This is a genomic window from Pseudomonas sp. 3HC3 (genome assembly GCF_044904505.1).
Taxonomy (GTDB): domain Bacteria; phylum Pseudomonadota; class Gammaproteobacteria; order Pseudomonadales; family Pseudomonadaceae; genus Aquipseudomonas; species Aquipseudomonas putida_Y.
In genome coordinates this window covers 266,341-293,259 of sequence record NZ_JADDRH010000004.1, presented here as the reverse complement: position 1 = coordinate 293,259, position 26,919 = coordinate 266,341, and the positions used below count along the sequence as shown (strand labels likewise).

Here is a 26,919-nt window from a genome sequence, read left to right as displayed (position 1 = left end):
ATGTCACTGACACCACCGACGAAGTGGTGGCGAAGCTGACTGCCACTCCTTCGGTGACCGAAGGCGGCGAGATCACCTACACCATCACGCTGACCAACCAAGACGGTTTGCCGATCAACAACCACAGTGCCTTGACCTTCACGCTGAGCGACGGCACCACCGTCATCACCGTGCCAGCCAACGGCACCGTGGGCACTGCCACCGTGACCGCCCCGGACAACGTCTACGTCGGCACCAACGACGCTGTCGTGAAGTCGATCGCTACCGTTGATGGCGCAGATATTGGCAAGTTCGAGCAACTGACACTCGACAAGACCCCGGTCAGCACATCGGTCACCGACGAGCCAGGCACCCCAGGTAACCCGGGCGGCAACAACGAAGGCGACCTGGTCAAGGTCACCATCACGGCCGACCAGACTTCGGTGGCCGAGAACGTCAAACCGACCTTCACCGTGCACGTCAACCAACCGCTGGACCACGACCTCGTCGTGACCCTGAGCAACAACGCCCAGGTCACCATCAAGGCTGGCGATACCAGCGCGCCGTACGAGCACACGGCACAAGGCGATGACGTCTACAACGATGCGGGCCAGATCAGCCTGGGCATCACGTCCGCTGCGGATGTCGACGGTCGCACCTTCGAGAACCTGGAGTTGGGCGGTGCTGCTTCGGTCCAAGTGACCGACACCACCGACGAAGTGGTGGCGAAGCTGACTGCCACTCCTTCGGTGACCGAAGGCGGTGAGATCACCTACACCATCACCCTGACCAACCAAGACGGCCTGCCGATCAACAACCACAGCGCCTTGACCTTCACGCTGAGCGACGGCACCACCGTCATCACCGTGCCGGCCAACGGCACCGTGGGTACTGCCACCGTGACCGCCCCGGACAACGTCTACGTCGGCACCAACGACGCTGTCGTGAAGTCGATCGCTACCGTTGATGGCGCGGATGTTGGCAAGTTCGAACAGCTGACACTCGACAAGACCCCGGTCAGCACCGAGGTCACTGACGAGCCAGGCACCCCAGGTAACCCGGGCGGCAACAACGAAGGCGATCTGGTCAAGGTCACCATCACGGCCGACCAGACCTCGGTAGCCGAGAACGTCAAACCGACGTTCACCGTGCACATCAATACCGCCCTGGCCCACGACCTAGTCGTGACCCTGAGCAACAACGCCCAGGTCACCATCAAGGCTGGCGACATCAGCGCGCCGTACGAGCACGTGGCACAAGGCGATGACGTCTACAACGATGCTGGCCAGATCAGCCTGGGCATCACGTCCGCTGCGGATGTCGACGGTCGCACCTTCGAGAACCTGGAGTTGGGCGGTGCTGCGAAGGTGGATGTCACCGACACCACCGACGAAGTGGTGGCGAAGCTGACCGCCACCCCTTCGGTGACCGAAGGCGGCGAGATCACCTACACCATCACGCTGACCAACCAAGACGGTTTGCCGATCAACAACCACAGTGCCTTGACCTTCACGCTGAGCGACGGCACCACCGTCATCACCGTGCCAGCCAACGGCACCGTGGGCACTGCCACCGTGACCGCCCCGGACAACGTCTACGTCGGCACCAACGACGCTGTCGTGAAGTCGATCGCTACCGTTGATGGCGCAGATATTGGCAAGTTCGAGCAACTGACACTCGACAAGACCCCGGTCAGCACGGCGGTCACTGACGAGCCAGGTACCCCAGGTAACCCGGGCGGCAACAACGAAGGCGACCTGGTCAAGGTCACCATCACGGCCGACCAGACTTCGGTGGCCGAGAACGTCAAACCGACGTTCACCGTGCACATCAATACCGCCCTGGCCCACGACCTGGTCGTGACCCTGAGCAACAATGCCCAGGTCACCATCAAGGCCGGCGACACCAGTGCGCCATACGAGCACACGGCACAAGGCGATGACGTCTACAACGATGCTGGCCAGATCAGCCTGGGCATCACGTCCGCTGCGGATGTCGACGGTCGCACCTTCGAGAACCTGGAGTTGGGCGGTGCTGCGAAGGTGGATGTCACTGACACCACCGACGAAGTGGTGGCCAAGCTGACCGCCACCCCTTCGGTGACCGAAGGCGGCGAGATCACCTACACCATCACGCTGACCAACCAAGACGGCCTGCCGATCAACAACCACAGTGCCTTGACCTTCACGCTGAGCGACGGCACCACCGTCATCACCGTGCCGGCCAACGGTACCGTGGGCACAGCCACCGTGACTGCCCCGGACAACGTCTACGTCGGCACCAACGACCCTGTGATCAAATCGATCGCAACCGTTGAAGGCGCAGATGTCGGCAAGTTCGAGCAACTGACGCTGGACAAGACCCCGGTCAGCACCGCCGTGACCGACGAATCAGGTTCGGGCACTCCGGGCACCGGCAACCAGGGCGACGTCGCCACCGTCGGTATTACTGGCACGTCTTCTCTGACCGAAGGTGAAACCGGCCAGTACACGCTGACCCTGAGCAACGCGTCCAAGTCCGAAGTCACTATCACCCTTAGCTACAGTGGCACCGCCAAAAACGGTGAGGACTTCACCGGTGTCGCGACCGTGAAGATTCCGGCCAACAGCACAGGCACGACGTTCAATATCGCTACCATCGACGACAAACTGGTCGAAGGTACCGAGAACTTCGTCGTGAAGATTGAAACCGCCACGGGTGGTAACTTCGAGAACCTGCAGGTCGATAGCAGCAAATCGAGCGTGACGACCACCATTCTCGACAATGATCACCTGCCGGTTTCGCCTGGTGGCGCGGTGTTTGGCGTGGAGGACACCGATTACGTGTTTGCCTGGAGTGATTTCAAAGTCACCGATGCCGATGGCAACACTAACCTGTCCGTGACCATTACCACGCTCCCGGTCGCCGGCAACCTGCAGTTCTTCAACGGTACTGCATGGGTGAATGTGGCCGCTGGCCAGGTGTTCAGCCAGGCAGATATCACTGCCCAGCACCTGAAGTTTGTCCCGGCCCTGAACCAGTCGGGTACGGACAACTACGGTGGTAATGGTGTGGGTAACCAGAAGGCCGACTACGCCCAGTTCAAGTTCAAGCCAAACGATGGCACTAACTTGGGCAGCGAAGTGACCATGAAGGTCGATATCAGCCCGGTTGCCGACAAACCGACCCTGAGCTTCGGCAACGCCGATATCGAGTCCAAAGGGCTGACCAAGGAAGTCTGGACAAGCCTCAACGGCCTGGGTACTGGCGGCAACGGCATTACCGGCGAGGATCTGAAGACGGTCTTTGCCAACTCCGGCAGTGCCAACTCCAGCAGCACCACTACCAACGTGCAGTCCGATGGCAGCGTCACCGCTGGCACCGGTTCAAAAACGTCTGGCCTGATCTACCTGGAAGCCGGCAAGGTCTATACCTTCAGTGGTTCGGCCGACGACAGCTTCGTGGTCACCATCGGTGGCAAGACTGTAGTCACGGCCACCTGGGGAGCCGGTGGCGGGGTTTCGGGGACCTTTACCCCGAATACCAGCGGCTACTACCCGATCGAGGTCTACCATGCCAACCAGTCCGGCCCAGGCAGCTATGACCTGAACATCCAGGTAGGCTCCGGTGCCGTTACCGACCTGAGCAGCTCGAACGTCAAGATGTACCAGAACGTTACCGAGATGGCCAATGCCGGCCTGGGCGTGTCTGACCTGCACACCGTGAACGGTCAGAGCTACTACGACGGCTACAAGCTCAACGAAGGGCCAGAGGGTGGCTCGGTGAAACTGGTCGGTATTTCCACCGCCCTGACCGACACCGACGGCTCCGAAAGCCTGAACGTGACACTCAGCGGTATCCCGAAAGGTACCGTGTTGAGCGATGGTGCAGGCCACACGGTCACGGTTGGTACTGCCCCGGTCGATGTGACAGGCTGGAAACTCAGCAGCCTGACGCTGACCCCGCCGGCCTATTACAAAGGCTCGTTCGACATTACGGTCACCTCGACTGCCACCGAAAGCCTGGGCGGCTCGGCCATCACCACCGGCAATATCCCGGTGACGGTTTACGCTGCGACCTACAAGGCCAGTGTGGGTACCTCGGGCAATGACACGATGACCGGTAGTGAAGGCAACGACATCATTGTCGCCGATGTCTCTGGCCTGAACGTGGTAGCAGGCAAGAACTACAACATCGCCTTTATCGTCGATAGCTCGGGCAGTATGAGCGATGAGTCGATCGCAGCTGCCAAGGCGCAGCTGGCTTCGGTCTTCTCCACACTTAAAGCAAGCTTGGGGTCCGATACATCAGGAACGGTCAACGTTTTCCTGGTCGACTTTGACTCGCAGGTCAATAAGAACGTGGCTGTTAACCTTGCCGATCCGAACTCCTTGAGCCAACTGCAAGCTGTCTTGAAATCGATGCAAGGCGGGGAAGATGGTGGGGGAACGAACTATGAAGACGCCTTCAAGACCACTGCTAACTTCTTCAAGAGCACAATAGCTACCAGTAACACCGGTGCGGAAAACCTGACGTACTTCATTACCGACGGCAAGCCGACGTATTATCAGCGCAATGAAGTTACTGACAAGCGCTTGTGGGCGGGAGGCAAGACGCTCGATGAAGTAGTCAATGTCAACAACTACAAAGTTGGTAGCACGTTCAGTGAATGGGCTGACTCGACTCACAAGGTTGAAATCAGCAGCGCTGGTGTTGTCAAAGTGTCGACGTATGGCTACAACTGGTGGGGTAACTTCGTTGTTACTTCCACCGACACTGTGGGGACCATCCATGCTCAAGGGGACGGCACGTATGAATTCTCCAGTCTGGGTGGTACCGGTAGGGGGAACTCCTCGAACTGGAACGATTCGGCAGCTAATACGACTGATAGTTTTGTGTTGCTGGGTGGAAGTACGACCGTACAAGGCCTAAGCAAGGTATACGCTATTGGCCTGAACGACGACATCAGTCTTTCTGATTTGAAACCTTACGACAGTGCCGGCAAGCCACAGACCAATATCGACCCGTCCGATTTGGCCAAGGCGATTCTCGGTCACTCCGAAGCAACGGTACCAGGTGCCGATACCATCGATGGCGGTAACGGCAACGACATCATCTTCGGTGACCTGATCACCCTCAACGGTGTGGTCAGCGAGGGCTACCAGGCCCTGCAGACGTACGTTGCAGAGAAGAGTGGTGTTGAAGTCAGCGCTGTCACTACCAGCAATGTTCACCAGTACATCACCGAGCACTACACCGAGTTCGATATCTCCGGTGCCAAAGACGGCAACGACATCCTGTCGGGCGGCAATGGCAATGACATCCTCTTCGGCCAAGGTGGTAACGACACGCTAAATGGTGGCAAAGGTAACGACATCCTGCTGGGCGGTACTGGCAATGACACCCTGATTGGTGGTCATGGCGACGATATCCTGATCGGTGGCAGCGGTGCCGACACCTTCGTGTGGAAGGCTGGCGACCTTGGTAACGACGTGATCAAGGACTTCAACAAGGCCGAGGGTGACCGTATCGACCTGAAGGACCTGCTCCAGGGCGAGAAGGGCAGCACCATCGATAACTACCTGAAGCTCACCACGGTGGAGGGTACGACCACGTTGCAAGTCAGCAGCGAAGGCAAGCTCAACGCCGAAGGTGGTATCGCCAACGCCGACGTGACCATCAAGCTGGAAGGGGTTAACTGGTCCAACCAGACGATCAACTCGTTGATCAGCGGTGCCGACCCGACCATCATCATCCACAACAAGGACAGCTGATAGCCCACCGGGGCCGCATAGCGGCCCCGGCTCTTTCCTGCCACTCGCCAACAGCGCATACTCTGGCGCCGGGCCTACGCGCCCGGCGATCTTTGCCTATGCTGCTGTCTACCAACAAGGAACCAACGTGACGAGGGACATCGCCATGTTCTACGTGCAACGCAACGCCGCCGGCCAGTTGCTGCGGGTGGAAGCAGCCGCGTTTGATCAGTTCACCGAAATACTCCCTTCAGACCATGCCGATATCCAGGAATGGTTTGCCGATGATGTTGTGGAAAACAGCCTCAACCAGCTCAAGCAAAGCGATCTGGACATGATTCGCGTGCTCGAGGACCTGATCGACGTGCTGACCGCCAAGGGCGTGTTCAAGATCACCGACCTGCCCGCCGGCGCGCAGGCCAAGCTGCTCAACCGTTCGACGGCGCGCAAGGCGCTCAGCAGCCTCAATAACCTTATTGACGAAGAAGAGCAGGGCGGGCTGATCTAACAGCGGGCTGGTCCCCGCGACAGTCGCCGCCGGGTTGGTGTTCGGTGCCAGCGAAGAGGCCGGTACAGGCTACAAATTCTGGTACTGAGCTGCCGCATTGCTCAGAATCTTGCCAATCTCTTCCCGCAAGCTGGCAGGCTGCTCTACCACCACCCCGTCCCCATGGCTCAACAGCCACCAGCGTAATGGCCAACCGTCACTTACCGTGCCGCGTAACCGATGTCCATGCTTCAGGGCCGTCAGTTGCATGTCGCTGCTCAACGGCGCATCCCGTAACTGCCGCGCCAGTGCATCGCTGATTCGCGCCACCAGCTCCACGCCCTCACCCTGCGAGGGTTGCAATGCATCCCCTCGCAGATGCGTCAGCAAGTCGAAATTACCGCGCAATTCGCCCACGGCACTGGCCGACCAGTGCCAGCCGTACGGAATGCTCTTATCATTGCGCTCCAGCGGGAATATCAGCGAAAGCTCGTTGAGGTCACGCTCGACAGTGCGTTTGCTGACCGTGAAGCCCACGTCACGCAGGCGCCAGACCAGCTCGGCGCTGGTTATGCCTGGGGAACGGCTGGGCAACTGGCGCAGCAGCGCCCACTGTCGGCTGAGGGTGGCGCGAGTGGTGGCGAACGGCAAAAGATAACGTCCTTGTCTAGGCTTGCCGCAATAGGATGGCGGCATGCGAGGGGCATGGCAATTGGCCACAGCCTGCTCAGATCAAGGAAGTCGCATTTGGTTGCCTCGTGCCGGTTCGTTCGCGACAGGTTTTGACGTGACATCACGCAGAATCACGCCTCATCACAGCCGAAGGTTGGGGTTGTGCGTCGTTCAATGAGGATGAACATGTCTGTTGCCAGCAATATCCATTCGCTACTTGCCCGCCTTCTGCCCGAGCGGGTCATCGCCCCTCCAGCTCCTGTAGGAAGGCGACAGCGGCTGTTCTCCGGTGTGGGCTTGCCCAGCCAGCGGTCGCTGCTGGTCAACCGCCTGGATGAGGCCAACGATCTGCAGGCGGTGTATGTCGACCTGCGCCGCCAGGCATTGCAAGGCAGCGTGTCCGCATTGAACGACCTCGGCTGGATCTGGCTAAACGGCAAGTACTGGCGGGCCGATACCGTGCTGGCTGGGCACCTGTTGCGCATGGCAGCCCTGCAGGGCAATGCCGCTGCCTGGTTCAACCTTGGGCAGCAACACTACTTCGGCAAAGGCATCGAACCTTCCTATGTGCAGGCGGCGGAGTGTTACCGGCAGGCCTTCGACCGGGGCATGCTGCATGCCGCCGCTGCACTGGGTGACCTGTATGAGGAGGAGGTGTGCGACGGTGGCCTGGAGTGGCAGGTTGACCTCGTGCAGGCCTACCAGTGGTTCATGCGTGGAGCCGAACGGGGCGAGGCGCGTTGTCGTTTTGAAGTGGGTTACCGGTTGATGCATGGGCTGCACGTAGAGGCCAACCTCAAGGCGGCGCTGTACTGGCTTGAACTGGCGGCAGCGGCGGGGGTGGTGCAAGCGGCAGAGGAGCTGGCGGTACATTTCAGCAGCCGTGATGCGGGGCGGTATCAGGAGTGGCGGGACCGGGCGGTGCAGATGGGCAGCACATTGGCCTTGACCATGAAGCTGGAAGACCAGATCCATCCCTGAGTATTTCTCTTCAGTGCTGACTGAAAAATGAACAACATTTAACCCAGGCTATTCGTCGCCCCCTGTTGACGACAGGGGGATGTCGGGGCGTATATTGATAGTTAGCAAACTATGAATATATTTGGTTCCCTTCATGTCCCTTGATCTCCTGCGCCTGCAAGTCAGCAGTGGCCTGGTAGTCGCTGCCCGCCACTGGCGGCGCATCTGTCATACCGCCTTGACCGGCTACGGCATTTCCGAGGCCTGCGCTGCGCCGCTGCTGATGATCGTGCGCCTGGGCGACGGCGTGCATCAGGTAGCTGTGGCCCAGGCCGCCGGCCTGGAAAGCCCGTCGCTGGTACGCCTGCTTGACCAACTGTGCAAAGCTGGCTTGGTGTGCCGCAGCGAGGACCCGCTGGATCGCCGCGCCAAGGCACTGAGGCTGACGGCCGAAGGCCGTGCCCTGGCCGAAGCCATCGAAGCCGAACTGGTGCGCTTGCGCCGCGATGTGCTCGGCGGTGTCGATCAGGCCGACCTGGAAGCTGCCTTGCGTGTGCTTCGTGCCTTCGAGGCTGCCGGCCTGGGCAACGCAGGCGGGGTGGCATGAACGGTTTCTTCAGCTCTGTCCCTCCGGCCCGTGACTGGTTTTACGGCGTGCGCACCTTCGGCGCGTCCATGATTGCCCTGTACATTGCTCTGCTCATGCAACTGCCGCGCCCCTATTGGGCCATGGCTACGGTGTACATCGTTTCCAGCCCGTTCGTCGGCCCGACCAGCTCCAAGGCGTTGTACCGTGCCATGGGCACGTTGCTCGGCGCAGGCGGGGCGATCTTCCTGGTGCCGCCGCTGGTACAGTCACCCTTGTTGTTGAGCATCGCCATCGCCCTGTGGACCGGCACCTTGCTGTTCCTTTCGCTGAACCTGCGCACGGCCAACAACTACGTGCTGATGCTGGCCGGTTATACCCTGCCGATGATTGCCCTGGCCGTGGTGGATAATCCGCTGGCAGTGTTCGATGTGGCCTCTTCTCGCGCGCAGGAAATCTGTTTGGGAATTGTCTGCGCGGCAGTCGTCGGGGCTATCTTCTGGCCACGCCGGCTGGCGCCGGTGGTAGTCGGTGCCACCGGAAACTGGTTCACCGAGGCGATTCGCTACAGCGATACCTACCTGGCCCGCGATGTCAGTGCCGACAAGGTCGGCGGGATGCGCGGGGTGATGGTCACCACCTTCAACTCGCTGGAGCTGATGATCGGTCAGCTCGCCCACGAAGGTGCCGGCCCGCATGCCCTGAAGAACGCCCGCGAATTGCGCGGGCGGATGATCCATCTGCTGCCGGTGATTGACGCCCTCGACGATGCACTGGTTGCACTGGAAGGCCGCGCCCCGGCCCAGTTCGCCCAGCTTCAACCCGTGCTTGAAGCTGCTCGTGAATGGCTCAAAGGCACTGCCGAAAGCGCTTCGGTAGCGCACTGGGCCACGTTGCACGAGCAGATCGGCCGCCTGCAGCCCGCTACAGCCGCCCTCGACCAGCGCGCCGAGCTACTGTTGTCCAACGCCTTGTACCGCCTGACCGAATGGGCCGACCTGTGGCAGGATTGCTGTACCTTGCAGCACGCCCTGCGTACCGATGATGCCAAGCCTTGGCGTGCTGTGTATCGCCACTGGCGGCTGGGCCGCCTGACAGCATTTTTCGACCGTGGCCTGATGCTGTACTCGGTAGCCTCCACGGTACTGGCGATCGTGGTCGCCTGCGGCCTGTGGATCGGCCTGGGCTGGAACGACGGCGCCAGTGCGGTCATCCTCGCGGCAGTTGCGTGCAGCTTCTTCGCCGCCATGGACGACCCGGCACCGCAGATCTACCGGTTCTTTTTCTGGACGCTGATGTCGGTCATCTTCTCCAGCGTGTACCTGTTCTTGGTATTGCCCAACCTGCACGACTTCCCGATGCTGGTGCTGGCCTTTGCCGTGCCGTTCATCTGCGTAGGCACCCTGACCGTGCAGCCGCGCTTCTACCTGGGCACCTTGCTGACCATCGTCAACACGTCGACCTTCATCAGCATCCAGGGCGCCTACGACGCCGACTTCTTCACTTTCCTCAACGCCAACCTGGCCGGTCCCGTGGGCCTTCTGTTCGCCTTTATCTGGACCCTGGTGATGCGCCCGTTCGGGGTGGAGCTGGCAGCCAAACGCATGACCCGCTTCGCCTGGCGCGACATTGTCGAAATGACCGAGCCAGCGACCCTGGCCGAGCACCGTCAGGTCGGCGTACAGATGCTCGACCGCCTGATGCAGCACCTGCCACGTCTGTCGCAAACCGGCCAGGACAGTGGTGTGGCGCTGCGCGACCTGCGCGTTGGGCTGAACCTGCTCGACCTGCTGGCATACATGCCACGCGCCGGCCAGCAGGCCCGCGAGCGCCTTAACACTGTGGTCGAGGAAGTCGGCGCGCACTACGCCGCCTGCCTGCGTGCTGGCGAACGCCTGCATGCCCCGGCCGCACTGTTGCGCAACATGGAACGCGCTCGCCTGGCGCTGAACCTGAACGAGCTACACGAGCGTGGCGATGCCCGCACCCACTTGCTGCATGCCCTGAGCGGCTTGCGCCTGGCGCTGCTGCCGGGGGTGGAGGTGATGCTCGAACCTGCCGAACAACCACAACTGCCCCCCGGGCTCGATGGAGCGCCCTTGTGATTGGTGAACTGGATATCAGCGGGGTGTTCCTGCCCACGCTGCTGGTGATGATGTTTGGCACCTACCTGCTGTTCCTTGGGGTGCACGCGGTGCTGGTGCGTCTGCATTTCTACCGCCTGGTCTGGCACCGGGCGTTGTTCAACGTTGCCCTGTATGCCGTGCTGCTTGGTGCGGTGGACCACTTTTGCCGAAACCTGATGCTGCCATGAAAAAACCTTTGTTGACCTTGGGCCGTGTGGTCCTGACCTTGCTGGTAGTGACCTTCGCCGCCGTGCTCGTGTGGCAGATGGTGGTCTACTACATGTTTGCCCCCTGGACCCGTGACGGCCACATACGCGCCGACGTGATCCAGATCGCCCCCGATGTGTCGGGATTGATCCAGAAGGTCGAGGTGCGCGACAACCAGACCGTCAAACGCGGCGACGTGCTGTTCACCATCGACCAGGACCGCTTCACGCTGGCCCTGCGTCAAGCCAAGGCAACTCTCGGCGAGCGCCAGGAGACCCTCGCTCAGGCTTCCCGCGAAGCGCAGCGTAACCGCAAGCTGGGCAACCTGGTGGCCGCCGAGCAACTGGAAGAAAGCCAGTCCCGCGAGGCCCGTGCCCGTTCGGCCGTCAGCGAGGCGCAAGTGGCTGTCGATACTGCCCAGCTCAACCTAGACCGCTCGGTGGTGCGCAGCCCGGTAGACGGCTACCTTAACGACCGCGCGCCGCGTAACCACGAGTTTGTCACCGCCGGCCGCCCGGTGCTGTCGGTGGTCGATAGCGCCTCCTACCATGTCGATGGCTACTTCGAGGAAACCAAGCTTGGCGGTATACACATCGGCGATGCCGTGGATATCCGTGTGATGGGCGACAATACCCGCCTGCGCGGCCATGTGCAGAGCTTCGCCGCAGGCATCGAAGACCGCGACCGTAGCAGTGGCGCCAACTTGCTGCCCAACGTCAACCCGGCGTTCAGTTGGGTACGCCTGGCCCAGCGCATTCCGGTGCGCATCGCCTTTGACGAAGTGCCGCAAGACTTCCGCATGATCGCTGGGCGTACTGCCACGGTGTCGATCATCGAGGGCCAGCGCCCATGAAACAGCTGATCCTGGCAGGCCTGTGCCTGTCGTTGGGGGCCTGCATGATGGTGGGGCCTGACTATGAGGTGCCTGGGGATGCGGCCGTGCAACGCGATGACCTGAACGGCCCTCTGCGCCAGGATGCCGGCAGCGTCGTATCGGCACCGGTCCCCGAGGACTGGTGGCAGCTGTATCAGGATCAGCGGCTGAACGAGCTGGTGCGTCAGGCGCTGAGTGCCAACACCGAACTGCGCGTGGCGGCGGCCAACATCGCCAAAGCTCGCGCCCAGGTGGAGGTGGCTGAATCGCAAGGCGGCTTCAACGGTGGCGTCAAGCTCGGCGCTCAGCGGTTGCAGGAGTCGGGCGAAGCCTTCCTGCAGCCTGAGAAGGTGCCGGTAGCCAACATCGGGGAGGCCATCATCAGTGCCTCGTACCAGTTCGACCTGTGGGGCACCTTCAAGCGTGGTACCGAGGCTGCCAAGGCAAATGCCGACGCGGTGCAGGCCGCAGCCGACACTGCCCGCATCACGCTTGTGGCGGACGTGGTCAAGGCTTATACCCAGGTGTGCTCGGCCAACGAGGAATATCACATTGCCCGTGAGTCCCTCGATTTGCAGGAGCAGAGCGTGAAGCTCAACCAGCGCCTGCGCGATGCGGGCCGTGGCGACGAAACGCAGGTCACCCGCTCGCAGACCCAGTTCAAATCCTTGCGTGCCGAACTGCCACGCTTCAAGGCCGAACGCGAGACGGGCATGTACACCCTGGCCGCGCTGCTGGCCAAGCCGGTCGACCAGTTGCCTGCCGGTACCGCCGATTGCGCCGAGCTGCCGCACCTGAACCAGCTGGTCCCGGTGGGCGATGGCGCGGCCCTGCTCAAGCGCCGCCCCGACGTGCGTCAGGCCGAACGCCAGCTGGCTGCCGCCACCGCCTATATTGGCGTAGCCACCGGCGCCTTGTACCCGGACATCAGCATTGGCGCCCAGGTTGGCACCATCGGTATCCTGGAGAACCTTGGTGAGCCTTCAACCAACCGCTGGGGTTTTGGCCCGCAGATCAGCTGGACCATCCCCACCAACGGCACCCGTGCCCGCATTCGCATGGCCGAAGCCTCGACCCAGGCGGCCCTGGCGAACTTCGATGGCGTTGTGCTGAACGCCATCCGCGAGACCCAGACCCGCCTGGCGCAGTACAGCGCCTTGCTCGATCGGCGCGATGCGCTGGCCGAGGCGGAGAAGTCGGCCAAGGAAGCGTCGGACCAGACGCACCGGTATTACCAGGCGGGGCGTGAGTCGTTCCTGGCGGATTTGCAGGCGACGCGGACGTATACCGATATGCGTGCGCAGTTGGCTGCGGCCAATAGCCAAGTGGCGCTGGGGCAAATTGGCGTGTTCCTGGCGTTGGGTGGTGGTTGGAAGGGAATCTCCAAGCCCTGACGCGATCCTTGAGGGCTGGTCCTCTATGCCACCCACTTCATCTGATTTGTAGCAAGATTTTTCATGAAATCCGCCCAAGACCCTTGAGTGAAGCAAAGTGGAAGTGAACAATGTTCTCTTTCGCATTCACCTTCGAGACTGGCCATGAATACCCGTTCCCGTCTGCTTGCCTGGCTGCCGGCTTTGCTGCTTGGCCCGGTGCTGGCGCTGTGCAGCACCTTGGCGCTGGCCGAGTCCCCCGCCGATGCTGCCAAAGCCCAGCACCTGCTGGATTACATTGGCGCCGACTACCCGCCGACCGTACAAGACGGCAAGGTGATCGACGATGGCGAATACCGCGAGCAACAGGAGTTCAGCACGGTATTGGCTGACCTTGTAAGAGGCCTGCCCGCAAATACTGAACAAGCTGCTTTGGAACAGGGCGTCAAGGCGCTGCGTCAGGCCATCGACCAGCGTCAGGAAGGTACTGCGGTCGCCAAACAGGCCCGGCAGCTGGGTGCGCGACTGGCTGTGGCCTACGAGGTCAGCCAGGCACCGGTGATTACCCCGGACCCAGCCCGCGGTGCTGCGCTGTACGCGCAAAACTGCTCGATCTGCCACGGCGAAACCGGTGCCGGCGATGGCCCGGCTGGCGTAGGTCTGGAACCTGCACCCGCCAACCTGCGTGATGTCTCGCGCCTGGACCAGTTGAGCCTGTTCGACCTCTACAACACCCTGGCCCTTGGTATCGACGGCACCGAAATGCCGTCGTTTGCCGACCAACTGGACGACCGTCAGCGCTGGGATGTGGCTGCTTATATCGCCAGCTTCACCGCCAAGCCGGAAGCGGGCAAGGGTAGCAATACGTGGAACCTCGCCGACCTGGCTCGCCAGACTCCGGCCGAAGTTGCGGCCAGCGAAGGCACTGAAGCCGTAGGGGCATTCCGTGCCCAGCGTGCCCAGCCGCCCCAAGTAAAGCGCGGCCCGGCGCAATTGCTCGAATACACTGCCAGTACACTGGACAAGAGCCTGGCGGCCTACCGCGCAGGCGACCACGATCAGGCCTATGACCTGTCGGTGGCGGCCTACCTGGAAGGTTTCGAGTTGGTGGAGAGCTCGCTGGACAACATCGACACCCAGGCGCGCAAGAACACCGAAAAATCGCTGATGGCCTACCGTCAATCCCTGCAGGATGGTCTGCCCGTGGCCCAGGCCGAACAGCGTCTGGCCGAAGCCAAAACCAAGCTCGAGCAGGCGGCCAAGTTGCTGGGAAGCGATGGCCTGAGCTGGTCGCTGAGTTATATCTCCGGTTTGCTGATCCTGCTGCGCGAAGGCCTTGAGGCGATCCTGGTGCTGGCGGCGATCCTGGCCTTCCTGCGCAATACCGGGCAGCAGTCGGCAGTACGCAGCGTCAACATCGGCTGGGGCCTGGCGCTGGTTGCCGGCTTCGCCACCTGGGCGCTGGCGGCCTATGTGATCGATGTGGGGGGGGCCCAGCGCGAGCTGCTGGAAGGCTGCACCGCACTGTTCGCTGCAGTGATGGTGCTATGGCTGGGTGTGTGGATGCATGACCGGCGCCACGCCGCGGCCTGGAAGGACTACATCAAGAGCAGCCTGGTCAGCGGTGGCGGGCGCTTCGGCTTTGCTGTGCTGGCATTCTTCTCGGTATACCGCGAATTGTTCGAAGTGATCCTGTTCTACGAGACCCTGTGGCTGCAGGCAGGCCCTGCCGGGCATCAGGCGGTGCTGGCGGGTGGCGCGACGGCATTGTTGTTGCTGGTGGGCCTGGCTTGGGTGATTCTGCGGGGTTCGGCCAAGCTGCCGCTATCGCTGTTCTTCAGCATCAACGCCGCGCTGCTGTGCGCGCTGTCGGTAGTATTCGCCGGGCATGGCGTGAAGGCGCTGCAAGAGGCCGGCGTGCTGGGCACACGGCCGGTGGCGTTCTTCGAGTTCGATTGGCTGGGGATTCATGCCGATGCCTACTCGCTGTTGGCGCAGGCGGTGGCGTTGCTGGCCATCGTGCTCCTTTACGGCCGCTCGTGGCTGGCGGAAAGGCGCAGTGCTGCGGCCAACTGAGTGGAGCGTGCGCGGTCCCACAGGGACCGCGCAAGGCCTCAGATCTTGCGCAAGCCTGATGCTCAGGCCGGCTGTGGCGCCTTGAGAATGTTCTGCAGCAGTTGGACACTTTCAACGGCGTCATGACCCAGACTGGTCAGGTAGCCGCCATCCGGTTGATCGGTCAGCCCCTTCTCATGCAGGCGTTGTGCAGCCGCGATCAGGGCGGGGGATGCGGTGCTGGTTATCTTGATGCCTTCCTGGCTGCTGTCGTGTTTGAACAGCGCGAGTACTTCCAGTTCGTCGATCAGATCGGGGGTAAAAGGCATGGCAGCTCCTGACTTCCAGACAAGGATGGCGGCACCGTCAGCGGTGCCTGATCTTCGAGTGTAGCCGGGTTATTCGTCGTCGCCTTGATCCATCTCAGGCGGCAGCTCCGGCAGTGCCCGCAGAGCGTTTTCATACCACTCGCCGTTGAACGCACGGTCCTCTACCAGCATGTTGTCAATTTCGAAGGCCAGCACATGCGCCATCAGGTTGAGAATGTCTTCACGCTCATAGCCGACCAGCGTCAGCTTGTTGAAAGTGGCCTTGGCCGCAGGCGGCTCGCCGCTCTCGATCTGGTTTTCGATGGCTTGGGTCAGCGTGGCCTCGGCGAAGGCTTCGTCGTCGTCATTGCCGATGTCGGTGGGCTCGCTCATGGCGGTACTCCTAGGATGGGATGCAACAGTGTGCCATGCCTATGGCGGCAATGCCCGAGCATTGACGCGGTGCATGACGCTGGTCAGCGGCAGGCGTTCAGTCTATAAAAGCCAGGCCAACCCCTTACGGCCTGGAGGCTGTTACCTCATGCTCAAGCTTCATGGATTCTCGGTCAGCAACTACTACAACATGGTCAAGTTGGCCCTACTGGAAAAAGGTCTGCCCTTCGAGGAAGTCACCTTCTATGGCGGCCAGGCGCCACAGGCGTTGGAAGTGAGCCCGCGGGGCAAGGTTCCGGTGCTGCAGACCGAGCAGGGCTTCCTCAGCGAAACCAGTGTGATCCTCGACTACATCGAACAAACCCAAAGCGGCAAGGCACTGCTGCCGGCCGATCCGTTCGAGCAGGCCAAGGTGCGTGAGCTGCTCAAGGAAATCGAGCTGTACATCGAGCTGCCGGCGCGTACCTGCTACGCCGAGTCGTTCTTTGGCATGTCGGTCGAACCACTGATCAAAGAGAAAGCGCGTGCTGACCTGCTGGCCGGGTTTGCCACGCTCAAGCGCAACGGGCGCTTTGCACCCTATGTTGCGGGCGAGCAGATGACGCTGGCAGACCTGATGTTCTGCTTCTCGGTCGACCTGGCCAACGCGGTGGGCAAGAAGGTGCTGAACATCGACTTCCTGGCGGACTTCCCGCAGGCCAAGGCGTTGCTGCAGCTGATGGGCGAGAACCCACACATGGCGCGGATCTTGGCGGACAAGGAAGCGTCGATGCCGGCCTTCATGGAGATGATCCGCAGCGGTAAACGCTAAATTTTGTGTTGGGACATTCGCGGGTAAACCCGCTCCTACAGGGTCAGCACAACCGTTGTAGGAGCGGGTTTACCCGCGAACGAGGGCGAAGCCCTCGCCCCGGAGGTTAGCGAGACGCCAACAGGGCCTTGCCACGAACAACGGCAGCGCGCACCTGCGCCGGCGCCGTACCACCAATGTGGTTACGGGCATTCACCGAACCTTCCAGAGTCAGCACGGCAAACACGTCCTGTTCGATCTGGTCGCTGAACTGGCGCAGTTCGTCCAGGCTCATCTCGGCCAGGTCCTTGCCAGTGTCCACACCATACTTCACCGCGTGGCCAACGATCTCGTGACAGTCACGGAATGGCAGGCCACGGCGAACCAGGTAGTCGGCCAGGTCGGTAGCGGTGGAGAAGCCGCGCAGGGCCGCTTCACGCATGATGGCGTGCTTGGGTTTGATCGCCGGGATCATGTCAGCAAAGGCCCGCAGCGAGTCGCGCAGGGTGTCGGCGGCGTCGAACAGCGGTTCCTTGTCTTCCTGGTTGTCCTTGTTGTAGGCCAGCGGTTGGCCTTTCATCAGGGTCAGCAGGCCGGTCAGGGCGCCGAACACGCGGCCGCTCTTGCCGCGTACCAGCTCTGGCACGTCCGGGTTCTTTTTCTGCGGCATGATCGAGCTGCCGGTGCAGAAACGGTCCGGAAGGTCGATGAACTGGAACTGCGCACTGGTCCACAGCACCAGCTCTTCGGAGAAGCGCGAAAGGTGCATCATCGCCACGCTGGCCGCGGCGCAGAATTCGATGGCGAAGTCACGGTCCGACACGCCGTCCAGCGAGTTGCCGGCCACGGCTTCAAAGCCCAGCAGCTTGCAGGTCAGTTCACGGTCGATCGGGTAGGTGGTGCCGGCCAGCGCGGCGCTGCCCAGCGGCATGCGGTTGGTACGCTTGCGGCAGTCGACCAGGCGCTCATAGTCGCGGCTGAGCATTTCGAACCAGGCTAGCAGGTGGTGACCAAAGGTGACCGGCTGCGCGGTCTGCAGGTGGGTGAAACCAGGCATGATGGTTTCGGCTTCACGCTCTGCCTGCTCCAGCAGGCCCTGCTGCAGGCGGGTGATTTCGCCCAGGATCAGGTCGATTTCGTCGCGCAGCCAAAGGCGGATGTCGGTGGCCACCTGGTCGTTGCGGCTCCGGCCGGTGTGCAGCTTCTTGCCGGTGATACCGATGCGGTCGGTCAGGCGTGCTTCGATGTTCATGTGCACATCTTCGAGGTCGACACGCCAGTCGAAGTTGCCGGCTTCAATCTCGCCCTGGATGGTTTTCAGGCCATCGATGATGGTGTCGCGCTCGTCATCACTGAGCACGCCGACCTGCGCCAGCATGGTGGCATGGGCAATCGAACCCATGATGTCGTGACGGTACAGGCGCTTGTCGAAATCTACCGAGGCGGTGAAACGGGCGACGAAGGCGTCGACGGGCTCACTGAAGCGGCCGCCCCAGGACTGATTGGTCTTGTCGGTGCTCATGGATTCACTCATTGCAGGCGTGAACGAAAAAGTGGCGTCGATGATAGCAGGGTTGGGCTGGCTGCCGCAGGGCGCCGGTCGAGAGAAATGCCCGGAAAATCGCAGAGAAGGATTTCAAGGAATGAACGGCAGTGTTCCACGGACCGTCTACAGTTGGACAAAGGACTGGCAGTGAATCTGCCGGGCCGAGTGAATCTTTGGCCATCGCACCGGTCTAGAGCGTGACCGCAGTGTCGCTCGAACCACACCTGTCTACGCTATACCTGTGCGAGACTCATTCAGGAATCCAGCGCAATTATGAATGTCCTGATCGTTGATGACGAACCCCAAGGCCGTGAACGCCTCAGCCGGCTGCTCGGCGAACTGGAGGGTTACACAGTGCTGGAGCCCAGCGCCACCAACGGCGATGAGGCCTTGGCGCTGATTGAAAGCCTCAAACCCGATGTGGTCCTGCTGGACATCGGCATGCCAGGCCTGGATGGCCTGCAAGTCGCCGCTCGCCTGTGCGAACGCGAGGCGCCGCCCGCGGTGGTGTTTTGCTCCGGGGATGATGAATACGGTGCAGAGGCATTCAAGGACAGTACCCTCAGCCATGTGACCAAGCCCTTCCAGGCGCAGGCCTTGCGCGATGCCTTGCGCAAGGCCGAAAAACCCAACCGCGCTCAATTGGCGGCGCTTACCCGGCCGGCCAATGAAGGCGGCGGCCCTCGCAGCCATATAAGCGCCCGCACGCGTAAAGGCATCGAACTGATCCCTTTACCCCAGGTGATCTATTTCATTGCCGACCACAAGTATGTGACCTTGCGTCACGAAGCCGGGGAGGTGCTGCTTGACGAGCCACTCAAAGCCCTGGAGGACGAATTTGGCGAACGCTTCGTGCGCATCCACCGCAATGCGTTGGTCGCCCGTGAGCGCATAGAACGCTTGCAGCGCACCCCGCTGGGGCACTTTCAGCTGTATCTGAAAGGCCTGGACGGCGATGCCTTGACAGTCAGCCGTCGCCATGTGGCCGGTGTGCGCAAGATGATGCAGACCCTCTGAGGCCCTCGGGTCCAGGCCGCTCCTGCACCTGGCTGCGTATGACCTGTTGATCCGTATCTGCAAGCGATACCGGCGATGCTGTTATCATCGGCGGTATTTCTCTGGATCGGGGCGTTTCATGTCCACTCGCGAAATCCGCATTGCCACCCGTAAAAGTGCTTTGGCCCTGTGGCAGGCCGAATACGTCAAGGCCCGCCTCGAGCAGGCCCACACCGGTCTGAAGGTGACCCTCGTACCCATGGTCAGCCGTGGTGACAAGTTGCTCGACGCGCCGCTGGCAAAAATCGGCGGGAAGGGCCTGTTCGTCAAGGAACTGGAAACCGCGCTGTTGGACAACGAAGCCGACATCGCCGTGCACTCGATGAAAGACGTGCCCATGGACTTCCCCGAGGGCCTGGGCCTGTACTGCATCTGCGAGCGTGAAGACCCGCGTGATGCCTTCGTTTCCAATACCTTTGACAGCCTTGAAGCGCTGCCCGCCGGCAGTATCGTCGGGACCTCAAGCCTACGCCGCCAGGCCCAGTTACTGGCGCGCCGCCCGGACCTGCAAATCCGTTTTCTGCGCGGCAACGTCAATACCCGCCTGGCGAAGCTGGATGCCGGCGAGTACGACGCCATCATCCTCGCCGCAGCGGGCCTGATCCGTCTGGGCTTCGAAGACCGCATCACCTCCACCATCAGCGTCGATGACAGCCTGCCGGCAGGTGGTCAGGGCGCGGTGGGCATCGAGTGCCGCAGTGCCGACGTTGAGATCCATGCACTGCTGGCGCCACTGCACCATGTCGACACCGCTGACCGGGTGATGGCCGAGCGCGCGCTGAACAAACGCCTGAATGGTGGTTGCCAAGTGCCGATCGCCTGCTACGCGGTACTTGAAGGTGACCAGTTGTGGCTACGTGGCCTGGTCGGCCAGCCTAGCGGCGGGACCTTGCTGGTGGCCGATGCCCGTGCCCCGCGTGCTGCTGCCGAGACCTTGGGCGTACAGGTGGCCGAAGACCTGCTGGGGCAGGGCGCCGAGGCCATTCTCAAGGAAGTCTACGGCGAGGCCGGTCACCCGTGAGCCAATGGCGCCTGTTGCTGACCCGGCCTGCCGAGGACTGTGCCGCGCTGGCGCAAAGCCTGGCGGCAGCGGGCGTGGGTAGCAGTTGCCTGCCTCTGCTGGAAATTGAACCTATTACCGTGCAAGCCCCACAGCGACTGTCGCTGGAGGGCTTGCATGACTTCCAGGCGATCCTTGTGGTCAGCAAGCCGGCCGCCCGGCTGTTGCTAGAGCATCTGGCCCAGGCCAGCATCCAGCCTCCGCAGCGAGGCTGGTTCACCGTGGGTGAGGCTACCGCTGGGGTGCTGCAGGGTGCAGGGCTGGAGGTAAGCTTTCCGCCGCGTGGCGATGACAGCGAAGCCTTGCTGGCACTGCCGGCCCTGCGCCAGGCACTTACCGAGCCGGCACCGCGTGTCTTGATCGTTCGCGGCGTCGGAGGTCGCGAACTGCTGGCAGAGCGTCTTGTAGAGCAAGGTGCTAGTGTCGAATATCTGGAACTGTATCGTCGCTGCCTGCCGGCCTACCCGACGGGTACGCTGATGCGCCGCATTGAAGCGGAACGCCTCAATGGCCTGGTGGTCAGCAGTGGGCAGGGTTTTGAACATTTGCAGCAGATGGCCGGTGCCGATTGGCTGCGGCTGGCCCAGTTGCCGCTGTTCGTGCCCAGCCCGCGGGTTGCCGAGCAGGCCAAGGCCGCCGGGGCCCAACAGGTTGTGGATTGCCGTGGCGCCAGTGCCACGGCCTTGCTGGCAGCCGTGCAGCGTAGCGCTGCACCTGCCTCTTAAGGCGCTAAGCTGAATGCGGTGCGCCCCCATGCAAAGGATGGATACGTGAGCGAGACTGTCTTGTCCAATAACGATCAACCGTCGGCACAGGCGCCTGCGGAACCCGTTACCGCCCCACCTGCCAAGCGCTCCGGCAGTGGCCTGGCAGCGTTGGCCTTGCTGCTTGGTGCGGCCGGGGTGGCGGTAGGAGGGTGGGGTGTCTGGCAGGTGCGTCAACTGCAGGGCAGTGAGTTCAACCAGGGCCAGCACATCGAAGCGCTGAACCAGCGCGCCGAGGCGCTGCAGCAACGTGAGCAGCAGATCAGTGCGCAACTGGCCAGTCTGCCAGCTGCCAGCGAGCTGGAAGACCGCCGGCGTTTGGTAGCCCAGCTACAGGGCGACCAGCAACGTCTCAGTCAGCGCCTGGAAACCGTGCTGGGAGAAAGCCGCAAAGAGTGGCGCCTGGCCGAAGCCGAGCACCTCCTGCGCTTGGCTACCCTGCGACTTTCGGCGTTGCAGGACATCACCAGTGCCAAAGCCCTGGTCGAAGGCGCCGACGAGATCCTGCGCGAGCAGAGCGACCCGGGTGCCTTCGCTGCCCGCGAGCAACTGGCACGCAGCCTGGCCATGCTCAACAGCACTGAGCAACCCGACCGAACCGGCCTGTTCTTGAAACTGGCTGCACAGCGTGAGTTGGTACAGCAGCTGAGCGCCCAGTCACCCGAGTTCGACAGCAATGCCGATGCGCTTGGTGCCCTGACCGCCGACGGTGATGGTGCCAGCAGGCTGTCGCAGTGGTGGGCAGAAATATCCAAGTACTTCCAGATCGACTTCAACGCCGATGAAAACGTGCGTCCGTTGCTGGCCGGGCAGCAGCTGAACCAGCTGCGCCTGGCCTTGAGCCTGACTATCGAGCAGGCCCAGTGGGCGGCGCTCAATGGCGATGCCAAGGTTTACACGCAGGCGCTGGACGACGCCCGCAGCGTACTGCTGGCCAACTTCAACGCAGACAACCCGCAAAGCAAGGCCATGCTCGACAGCCTCAATGCCTTGGCCGATCAGCCGGTGTCGGTGGTTACCCCTGACCTCAGTGAAAGCCTGGCGGCAGTGCAGGCCTATATTCAGCGCCGTCACCTGCCGGCCGAGGCTGAAGGGGGCAAGCCATGAAACGTGTCTACTTGTTGGCCGTGCTTGCGATCGTGGTTGCTGCGGCACTGGGCATCGCGGTCGCCAAGCACAGCGGCTATGTACTGATTTCCTATGGTGGCTTCCGTTACCAGTCGGGGCTGTGGGCAGCCTTGGCTGGTGTTTTGGCGGTCGTCCTGCTGCTGTGGTTGCTGCGCTATCTGGTCGGCCTGGTGCTGACTTCCAGCGGCGTGGTCAACCCCTGGTCACGGCGTAACCGCAGCCGGCGTATCCGGCTGGCGATCGAACAGGGCCAGCTCGATCTCGCCGAAGGCCGCTGGGCCAGTGCCCAGCGACACTTGCACCGTGCCGCCGAGGCTGAGCGCCAACCGTTGTTGTACTACCTTGGTGCCGCGCGCGCGGCCAACGAGCAGGGCCGCACCGAAGACAGCGACAACCTGCTGGAGCGTGCCCTGGAGCGCCAGCCACAAGCGGAGCTGGCCATTGCCCTGACCCATGCCCAATTGCAGATGGACCGTGGCGAAAGCGATGGGGCCCTGGAAACCCTGCTGGCCATGCAGGAACGCCACCCGCACAACGGCCAGGTGCTGCGCTTGCTGCAACGCCTGCACCTGGAGCGCGGCGACTGGTCTGCACTGATCCGTCTGCTGCCCGACCTGCGCAAGGGCAAGGTGCTGCCGGCCGCTGAGCTGGCTGCTCTGGAACAACGTGCCTGGGGCCAGAACCTGAGCCTGGCCACCACCCGTGGCGAAGACACGCAAAGTGCACGTCAATCCTTGGAGCGCGCCTGGCAGCAGCTGACCGCAGCCCAGCGCCAGGAGCCACAACTGGTGCTGGCGTACGCCGAGCAATTGCGCCAGGTAGGTGCCCAGAACGAGGCCGAACAAGTGTTGCGCACTGCCCTCAAGCGCGACTACGAAAGCCATCTGGCCCGCCTTTACGGTCTGGTGCGTGGGGATGACCCGGCGCGTCAGTTGCAAACCGCTGAAGGTTGGCTCAAGGCTCACCCGCAAGACGCGAGCCTGCTGCTGACCCTGGGCCGTCTGAGCCTGCAGAACCGCCTGTGGGGCAAGGCGCGTGACTATCTGGAAAGCAGCCTGCGTATGGAGCGCAACCCCGAGGCCTGTGCTGAACTGGCCCGCCTGCTCGCCGGGTTGGGCGAGACCGAGCGCAGCAACCAGCTGTTCCAGGAGGGCCTTGGCCTGCTGGACGAGCGCCTGCTGGCGCTGCCTTTGCCAGAAGGCGTACGCGCCTGACCTACCCCATGGCCCGCGCCAAGGTGCGGGCTTTGGGGGCAGGTAATTTATCTTTTCCTGTCAGTTAGATCTGAAGTCCGTTTCTTCCGTCGTCTCCTACCGAATATCTGGAAATTTCCTACGCGATTCAGCGACTTGTCGTTGCTGTCGTGCCTTGAAACAAAGCGTGTCTTTCCTCTACCGTTTCAAGCCCCTACTTTTTCCCCGGGACCTTCACTGCCCATGCTGCCGGCCCGTTTGCGCACCTTTTTTCTTCCTGCCTGCCTGCTCGCACTGGCGGTACTGGTTGCGTCTTTCCGTCTGGAAAACACAGTGGGGCTGAAGCCGTGCCCATTGTGCCTCAGCCAACGGTTGCTGCTTGGCGTGTACGCGCTGCTGTGCTTCGCAGCCGTGCTGCAGGCGCCGGGCACGCAGGGCATCCTTCGTTACGCTCGGCTGGCGCTGGGCTGCTCGCTGGCCGGCGCATTGCTGGCCGCTCGGCATGTCTGGTTACAGGGTGCTGAGGGGGGCAATGAAGTATGCCCGGTGCCGATCGGGCGAGTGTTCGAGCAATCCTGGGGTGAGGCGGCGCGGCAACTGTTGCTGGGTGGTCCGGATTGCCGTTCGCTTGCCTGGAGCTTTCTCGATCTGACACTGCCGGAATGGAGCCTGTTGGCCTTCCTGCTGCTGGCGGTTCTGCCCTTGAGTTACCTGCTGGCGTATCGTTTCCGCACCCTGGCAAGAACATGACCTGGCGCAAGGTTGCGCCATTAGCGCGACCAATGGTGATGTAACAGGGTATTAAACGCTTGTATGAACTTTGTGTGCTGCGTACCTTGAAGGGCAGCACGCGCGGGAATAATCTCCCAGCACGCATACCGGAAAAACAACTGCTCGATGCCGTCCTGCTGATGTCACCTTTGTGCTGCGCGGTCGTAGTACGAGGTGCAGCGGCATCTACCCAGAAGGGAAGAGATCGCCATGCTCGATAGTTGTCAGAACGCCCAGGAACGCTGGGGTGGGGTTCACAAGCTGATCGACCGTTGGCTGGAGGAGCGCCAGGAACTGGTGCAAGCTTTTCGCGCCCTGCGCGATGTGAAGCCAGCCTTCGCCGACAAGGACACCAACGGGGACTTTTGCTCACTTCTGGTCGACTACGTTTCGGCGTGGCACTTCGAAGTCTGCGAGCAACTGGTCAGCGAGGCCAAGGCGTTCGGAGACGAGAAGGCGCTGAAGCTGGCCGAAGAGATCAACCCACGGATCAACGACAGTACTCAGATTGCACTGGCCTTCAATGACCATTGCGCCAAGGGGGAGTGCAAGGACACCGAACGCTTTGCCGAGAAGCTGGCCAAATTGGGTGGGTTGTTGCATGAGCGCTTCGAGCTTGAAGACTGCCTGATCGAAGTGCTGCACAACGCACACAAAGAAGAGGGTGCAGTGCAGGCCTGAGGTTGGCGTCAGTCGCCAATCGCCAGCAGTTCGATTTCGAATACCAAGGGGGTGTAGGGTGCAATCAGGTCTCCCGCCCCCTCGGCGCCATAGGCTTGCGCTGAAGGAATTACCAGGCGCCATTTGGCGCCAGTGCGCATTTTCGGCAAGGCGACTTGCCAGCCTTCGATAACCGAATCCAGGTTGAACCACTGGGGTGTCTGGTTTTGGTCGAATACCGAGCCATCCGGCAATCTGCCCACATAGCGCACCTGCACTTTGCCGCCTGCTCTCGGTTGAGGGCCCGTGCCTGCTTGCAGTTCGCTGTACAGCACACCTTCCGTTAGTTCGTGTACTCCATAACGCCCACGTTCATTAGCCATGAAACGCGTTTCGGCAGCCTGCAGCTGTTGCGCAGCGGCGTCACTTTCCTGGGTTTCATGCTGCTGGAGCACCGCCTGCATGTGTGCCTTGTCGAGCTTGAGGGGTTGCCCCTGATAGGACTGTTTCAGGCCTTCGACCAGCGCATCCAGTTGCAAGCCCGGCATCTCCTGGCGCAGGCGTTCACCCAGGCTGGCACCCAGGCTGTAGGCCAAATCGTGGTCGTCGTTGTCGGCCAGGGCAAGGGGCGCCATCAGGCATAAACCTAAAAAAAGATATCGAGGCAACGCCTGACTCCCAAATACCAGCAATGATTAATTCAGCAACTACACTTTCACGCAGCTGCAAGATAACAACTTTGCCCAGGCATGCAACGCGGCGTAAATATTACGGTCAACATGCCCTAGCGGCGGTAGCAGCAGAAGCATAGTATGAGCCGCAATCTCGTCAGCCAGGAGGTAAACCATGTCGGCCAAAAAGAAGCCAGTAAGTACGCCGTTACACCTGCTCCAGCAACTTTCGGGCAGCTTGCTCGAGCACTTGGAAGAGGCCTGCTCGCAAGCGCTGGCTGATGCGGAAAAACTGCTGGCGAAGTTGGAAAAGCAGCGTGGCAAGGCGCAGGAAAAACTGCACAACGGTCGCCTGAAACTGCAAGACGCGGCCAAGGCAGGTAAAGCCAAGGCGCAAACCAAGGCGCAAAAAGCCATCGGTGAACTTGAGGAGCTGCTCGATTCTCTCAAGGAACGTCAAACCCAGACTCGCTCTTACATTCAGCAACTCAAACGCGATGCACAGGACAGTCTCAAGCTGGCCCAGGGTGTAGGCAAGGTACGCGAAGCTGCAGCCAAGGCCCTTGATCAGCGTGCAGCTAAACCCGCCAAGCCAGTTGCAGCCAAACCGGCTGCCAGGGCGACCGCTGCCGCCAAGTCTACGGCCAAACCAGCTGCCAGGGCGACCGCTGCCGCCAAGCCTGCGGCCAAACCGGCTGCCAAGTCGACCGCTGCCGCCAAGCCTGCGGCCAAACCGGCTGCCAAGTCGACCGCTGCCGCCAAGCCTGCGGCCAAACCGGCTGCCAGGGCGACCGCTGCCGCCAAGCCTGCGGCTAAACCAGCAGCCAAGGCGACCGCAGCAGCCAAGCCTGCGGCCAAAGCCCCTGCTACCAAGCCAGCCACAAAACCAGCTGCCGCCAAGGCACCTGCACGCACGGCCGCCAAGCCTGCCGAGGCCAAACCCGCTACACCGGACGCCGCAACCAACTCGGCGAGCCCGGCTGCGGCAGCACCGTCGGCACCTGTGAGCACTCCTGCTCAGGCACCTTCGGCGTCCTGAAGCGCAGCCGCTGCGACGCGCAACTGAACTAGCGCGTCATGATGCAGAGCCTGGTCCGGCGCTAGCCGGGCCAGCCAGTCGTCCGCGGGCTCATGGGAGCCCACGGGCCACTGTCGCGAGCGTTCCTGCAAGCGCTCCAGCAGAGTTTTTTCTGCCCGCAATTCCAACTCTTTCACCTGTTCACGCAACGCCGCCAGTTGTGCATCATCCGATGCTTTCGCTCGCCATTGCTGGCGCAGGCTGCGTAGCGGGGCGACCACTTCACGCTGCCAGGGCTCGGCAAGTTCTTGCAGTGCTTGCGCGCGTTCGCCCAGTACGGCCACGCCACGTGCTTGCAGCCAGGTCGCGCACAGCAGCAGGCAGACATCGCCACCCAGTGCCTGCAGTTCAAGGCAGGCGGCCTCTACGCCGGGCCTGGCATACAGGGTCAAGGCGTAATTCCACAGGTCGGTGTGCATGGTTCCACTCGCGCTATGGGCCGAGGAAGCT

Annotated in this window: 24 protein-coding genes; 18 read left to right on the top strand and 6 right to left on the bottom strand. The window is 61.9% G+C overall.

Annotated features, from left to right (window positions below; translation table 11 throughout):
• Both INQ47_RS10310 and INQ47_RS10305 read left to right on the top strand, forming a co-directional pair.
• Positions 1 to 5,732, top strand: a 5,732-nt coding sequence (locus tag INQ47_RS10310) for an immunoglobulin-like domain-containing protein (RefSeq protein WP_404701629.1), incomplete at its 5' end; no start/stop codon positions are given.
• A gap of 145 nt (positions 5,733 to 5,877) precedes the next feature.
• Complete coding sequence (locus INQ47_RS10305; protein WP_021782542.1) at positions 5,878 to 6,219, top strand: hypothetical protein; 342 nt, start codon at positions 5,878 to 5,880, stop codon at positions 6,217 to 6,219.
• A gap of 69 nt (positions 6,220 to 6,288) precedes the next feature.
• Here the strand turns inward: INQ47_RS10305 and INQ47_RS10300 are convergent, their stop codons facing one another.
• Positions 6,289 to 6,849 (bottom strand): WYL domain-containing protein, encoded by a 561-nt coding sequence (locus tag INQ47_RS10300; RefSeq protein ID WP_252460328.1) that lies wholly within the window; start codon positions 6,847 to 6,849, stop codon positions 6,289 to 6,291.
• A 207-nt stretch (positions 6,850 to 7,056) separates the two neighbouring features.
• Between INQ47_RS10300 and INQ47_RS10295 the strand changes: the two genes are divergently transcribed.
• The 7 genes from INQ47_RS10295 (at position 7,057) to INQ47_RS10265 (ending at position 15,072) form a co-directional block, all read left to right on the top strand.
• Positions 7,057 to 7,851 (top strand): tetratricopeptide repeat protein, encoded by a 795-nt coding sequence (locus INQ47_RS10295; RefSeq protein ID WP_404701628.1) that lies wholly within the window; start codon positions 7,057 to 7,059, stop codon positions 7,849 to 7,851.
• Between the two features lie 133 nt (positions 7,852 to 7,984).
• Positions 7,985 to 8,437: a MarR family winged helix-turn-helix transcriptional regulator gene (locus INQ47_RS10290; RefSeq protein ID WP_404701627.1), complete on the top strand. Its 453-nt coding sequence runs from the start codon at positions 7,985 to 7,987 to the stop codon at positions 8,435 to 8,437.
• Entirely contained in the window at positions 8,434 to 10,521 is a 2,088-nt protein-coding gene (locus INQ47_RS10285; protein WP_252460325.1) for an FUSC family protein, read from the top strand. Before INQ47_RS10290 ends, INQ47_RS10285 begins: the two co-directional genes overlap by 4 nt.
• Positions 10,518 to 10,730: a DUF1656 domain-containing protein gene (locus tag INQ47_RS10280; RefSeq protein ID WP_003255905.1), complete on the top strand. Its 213-nt coding sequence runs from the start codon at positions 10,518 to 10,520 to the stop codon at positions 10,728 to 10,730. Before INQ47_RS10285 ends, INQ47_RS10280 begins: the two co-directional genes overlap by 4 nt.
• Positions 10,727 to 11,602 (top strand): HlyD family secretion protein, encoded by an 876-nt coding sequence (locus INQ47_RS10275; protein WP_010951565.1) that lies wholly within the window; start codon positions 10,727 to 10,729, stop codon positions 11,600 to 11,602. Before INQ47_RS10280 ends, INQ47_RS10275 begins: the two co-directional genes overlap by 4 nt.
• Positions 11,599 to 13,017 (top strand): efflux transporter outer membrane subunit, encoded by a 1,419-nt coding sequence (locus INQ47_RS10270; RefSeq protein ID WP_252460324.1) that lies wholly within the window; start codon positions 11,599 to 11,601, stop codon positions 13,015 to 13,017. Before INQ47_RS10275 ends, INQ47_RS10270 begins: the two co-directional genes overlap by 4 nt.
• A gap of 144 nt (positions 13,018 to 13,161) precedes the next feature.
• Positions 13,162 to 15,072 carry an FTR1 family protein gene (locus INQ47_RS10265; protein WP_404701626.1) on the top strand — a complete coding sequence of 637 codons (1,911 nt, stop codon included), beginning with the start codon at positions 13,162 to 13,164 and terminating at the stop codon, positions 15,070 to 15,072.
• A 62-nt stretch (positions 15,073 to 15,134) separates the two neighbouring features.
• Here INQ47_RS10265 and INQ47_RS10260 read toward each other — a convergent pair whose 3' ends face one another.
• Positions 15,135 to 15,380 carry a TIGR02647 family protein gene (locus INQ47_RS10260; protein WP_021782549.1) on the bottom strand — a complete coding sequence of 82 codons (246 nt, stop codon included), beginning with the start codon at positions 15,378 to 15,380 and terminating at the stop codon, positions 15,135 to 15,137.
• Between the two features lie 69 nt (positions 15,381 to 15,449).
• Positions 15,450 to 15,752: a hypothetical protein gene (locus tag INQ47_RS10255; RefSeq protein WP_021782550.1), complete on the bottom strand. Its 303-nt coding sequence runs from the start codon at positions 15,750 to 15,752 to the stop codon at positions 15,450 to 15,452.
• 148 nt (positions 15,753 to 15,900) lie between these two features.
• Here INQ47_RS10255 and INQ47_RS10250 point away from each other — a divergent pair, with 148 nt between their 5' ends.
• Positions 15,901 to 16,563 (top strand): glutathione S-transferase, encoded by a 663-nt coding sequence (locus tag INQ47_RS10250; RefSeq protein WP_176685289.1) that lies wholly within the window; start codon positions 15,901 to 15,903, stop codon positions 16,561 to 16,563.
• 106 nt (positions 16,564 to 16,669) lie between these two features.
• Here INQ47_RS10250 and argH read toward each other — a convergent pair whose 3' ends face one another.
• A complete protein-coding gene (gene argH / locus INQ47_RS10245) occupies positions 16,670 to 18,064 on the bottom strand; it encodes an argininosuccinate lyase (RefSeq protein WP_021782552.1) in 1,395 nt (464 codons plus the stop codon).
• A gap of 297 nt (positions 18,065 to 18,361) precedes the next feature.
• Between argH and INQ47_RS10240 the strand changes: the two genes are divergently transcribed.
• The 7 genes from INQ47_RS10240 (at position 18,362) to INQ47_RS10210 (ending at position 24,741) form a co-directional block, all read left to right on the top strand.
• Entirely contained in the window at positions 18,362 to 19,105 is a 744-nt protein-coding gene (locus INQ47_RS10240) for a LytTR family DNA-binding domain-containing protein (protein WP_021782553.1), read from the top strand.
• A gap of 118 nt (positions 19,106 to 19,223) precedes the next feature.
• The gene (gene hemC, locus INQ47_RS10235; RefSeq protein ID WP_021782554.1) at positions 19,224 to 20,165 is read left to right on the top strand and encodes a hydroxymethylbilane synthase; all 942 of its coding nucleotides are present in this window, start codon (positions 19,224 to 19,226) and stop codon (positions 20,163 to 20,165) included.
• Positions 20,162 to 20,929 (top strand): uroporphyrinogen-III synthase, encoded by a 768-nt coding sequence (locus INQ47_RS10230; protein WP_404701625.1) that lies wholly within the window; start codon positions 20,162 to 20,164, stop codon positions 20,927 to 20,929. Before hemC ends, INQ47_RS10230 begins: the two co-directional genes overlap by 4 nt.
• Positions 20,930 to 20,974: 45 nt before the next feature.
• The gene (locus INQ47_RS10225; protein WP_252460318.1) at positions 20,975 to 22,075 is read left to right on the top strand and encodes a uroporphyrinogen-III C-methyltransferase; all 1,101 of its coding nucleotides are present in this window, start codon (positions 20,975 to 20,977) and stop codon (positions 22,073 to 22,075) included.
• Positions 22,072 to 23,310 carry a heme biosynthesis protein HemY gene (locus INQ47_RS10220; RefSeq protein WP_252460316.1) on the top strand — a complete coding sequence of 413 codons (1,239 nt, stop codon included), beginning with the start codon at positions 22,072 to 22,074 and terminating at the stop codon, positions 23,308 to 23,310. Before INQ47_RS10225 ends, INQ47_RS10220 begins: the two co-directional genes overlap by 4 nt.
• Positions 23,311 to 23,532: 222 nt before the next feature.
• Entirely contained in the window at positions 23,533 to 24,039 is a 507-nt protein-coding gene (locus INQ47_RS10215; protein WP_252460315.1) for a disulfide bond formation protein B, read from the top strand.
• Positions 24,040 to 24,270: 231 nt separating this feature from the next.
• Positions 24,271 to 24,741, top strand: coding sequence for an Rsd/AlgQ family anti-sigma factor (locus INQ47_RS10210; RefSeq protein WP_021782559.1), 471 nt, complete (start codon positions 24,271 to 24,273; stop codon positions 24,739 to 24,741).
• Between the two features lie 8 nt (positions 24,742 to 24,749).
• Here INQ47_RS10210 and INQ47_RS10205 read toward each other — a convergent pair whose 3' ends face one another.
• On the bottom strand, positions 24,750 to 25,388 hold the full coding sequence (locus INQ47_RS10205; protein WP_404701624.1) for an FKBP-type peptidyl-prolyl cis-trans isomerase: 639 nt from the start codon (positions 25,386 to 25,388) through the stop codon (positions 24,750 to 24,752).
• Positions 25,389 to 25,566: 178 nt separating this feature from the next.
• Between INQ47_RS10205 and INQ47_RS10200 the strand changes: the two genes are divergently transcribed.
• On the top strand, positions 25,567 to 26,430 hold the full coding sequence (locus INQ47_RS10200) for an AlgP family protein (RefSeq protein WP_404701623.1): 864 nt from the start codon (positions 25,567 to 25,569) through the stop codon (positions 26,428 to 26,430).
• Here the strand turns inward: INQ47_RS10200 and INQ47_RS10195 are convergent.
• Positions 26,409 to 26,888 (bottom strand): TIGR02444 family protein, encoded by a 480-nt coding sequence (locus INQ47_RS10195; RefSeq protein WP_404701622.1) that lies wholly within the window; start codon positions 26,886 to 26,888, stop codon positions 26,409 to 26,411. The two genes, INQ47_RS10200 and INQ47_RS10195, sit on opposite strands and share 22 nt — an antisense overlap.
• Positions 26,889 to 26,919: the final 31 nt, after the last annotated feature.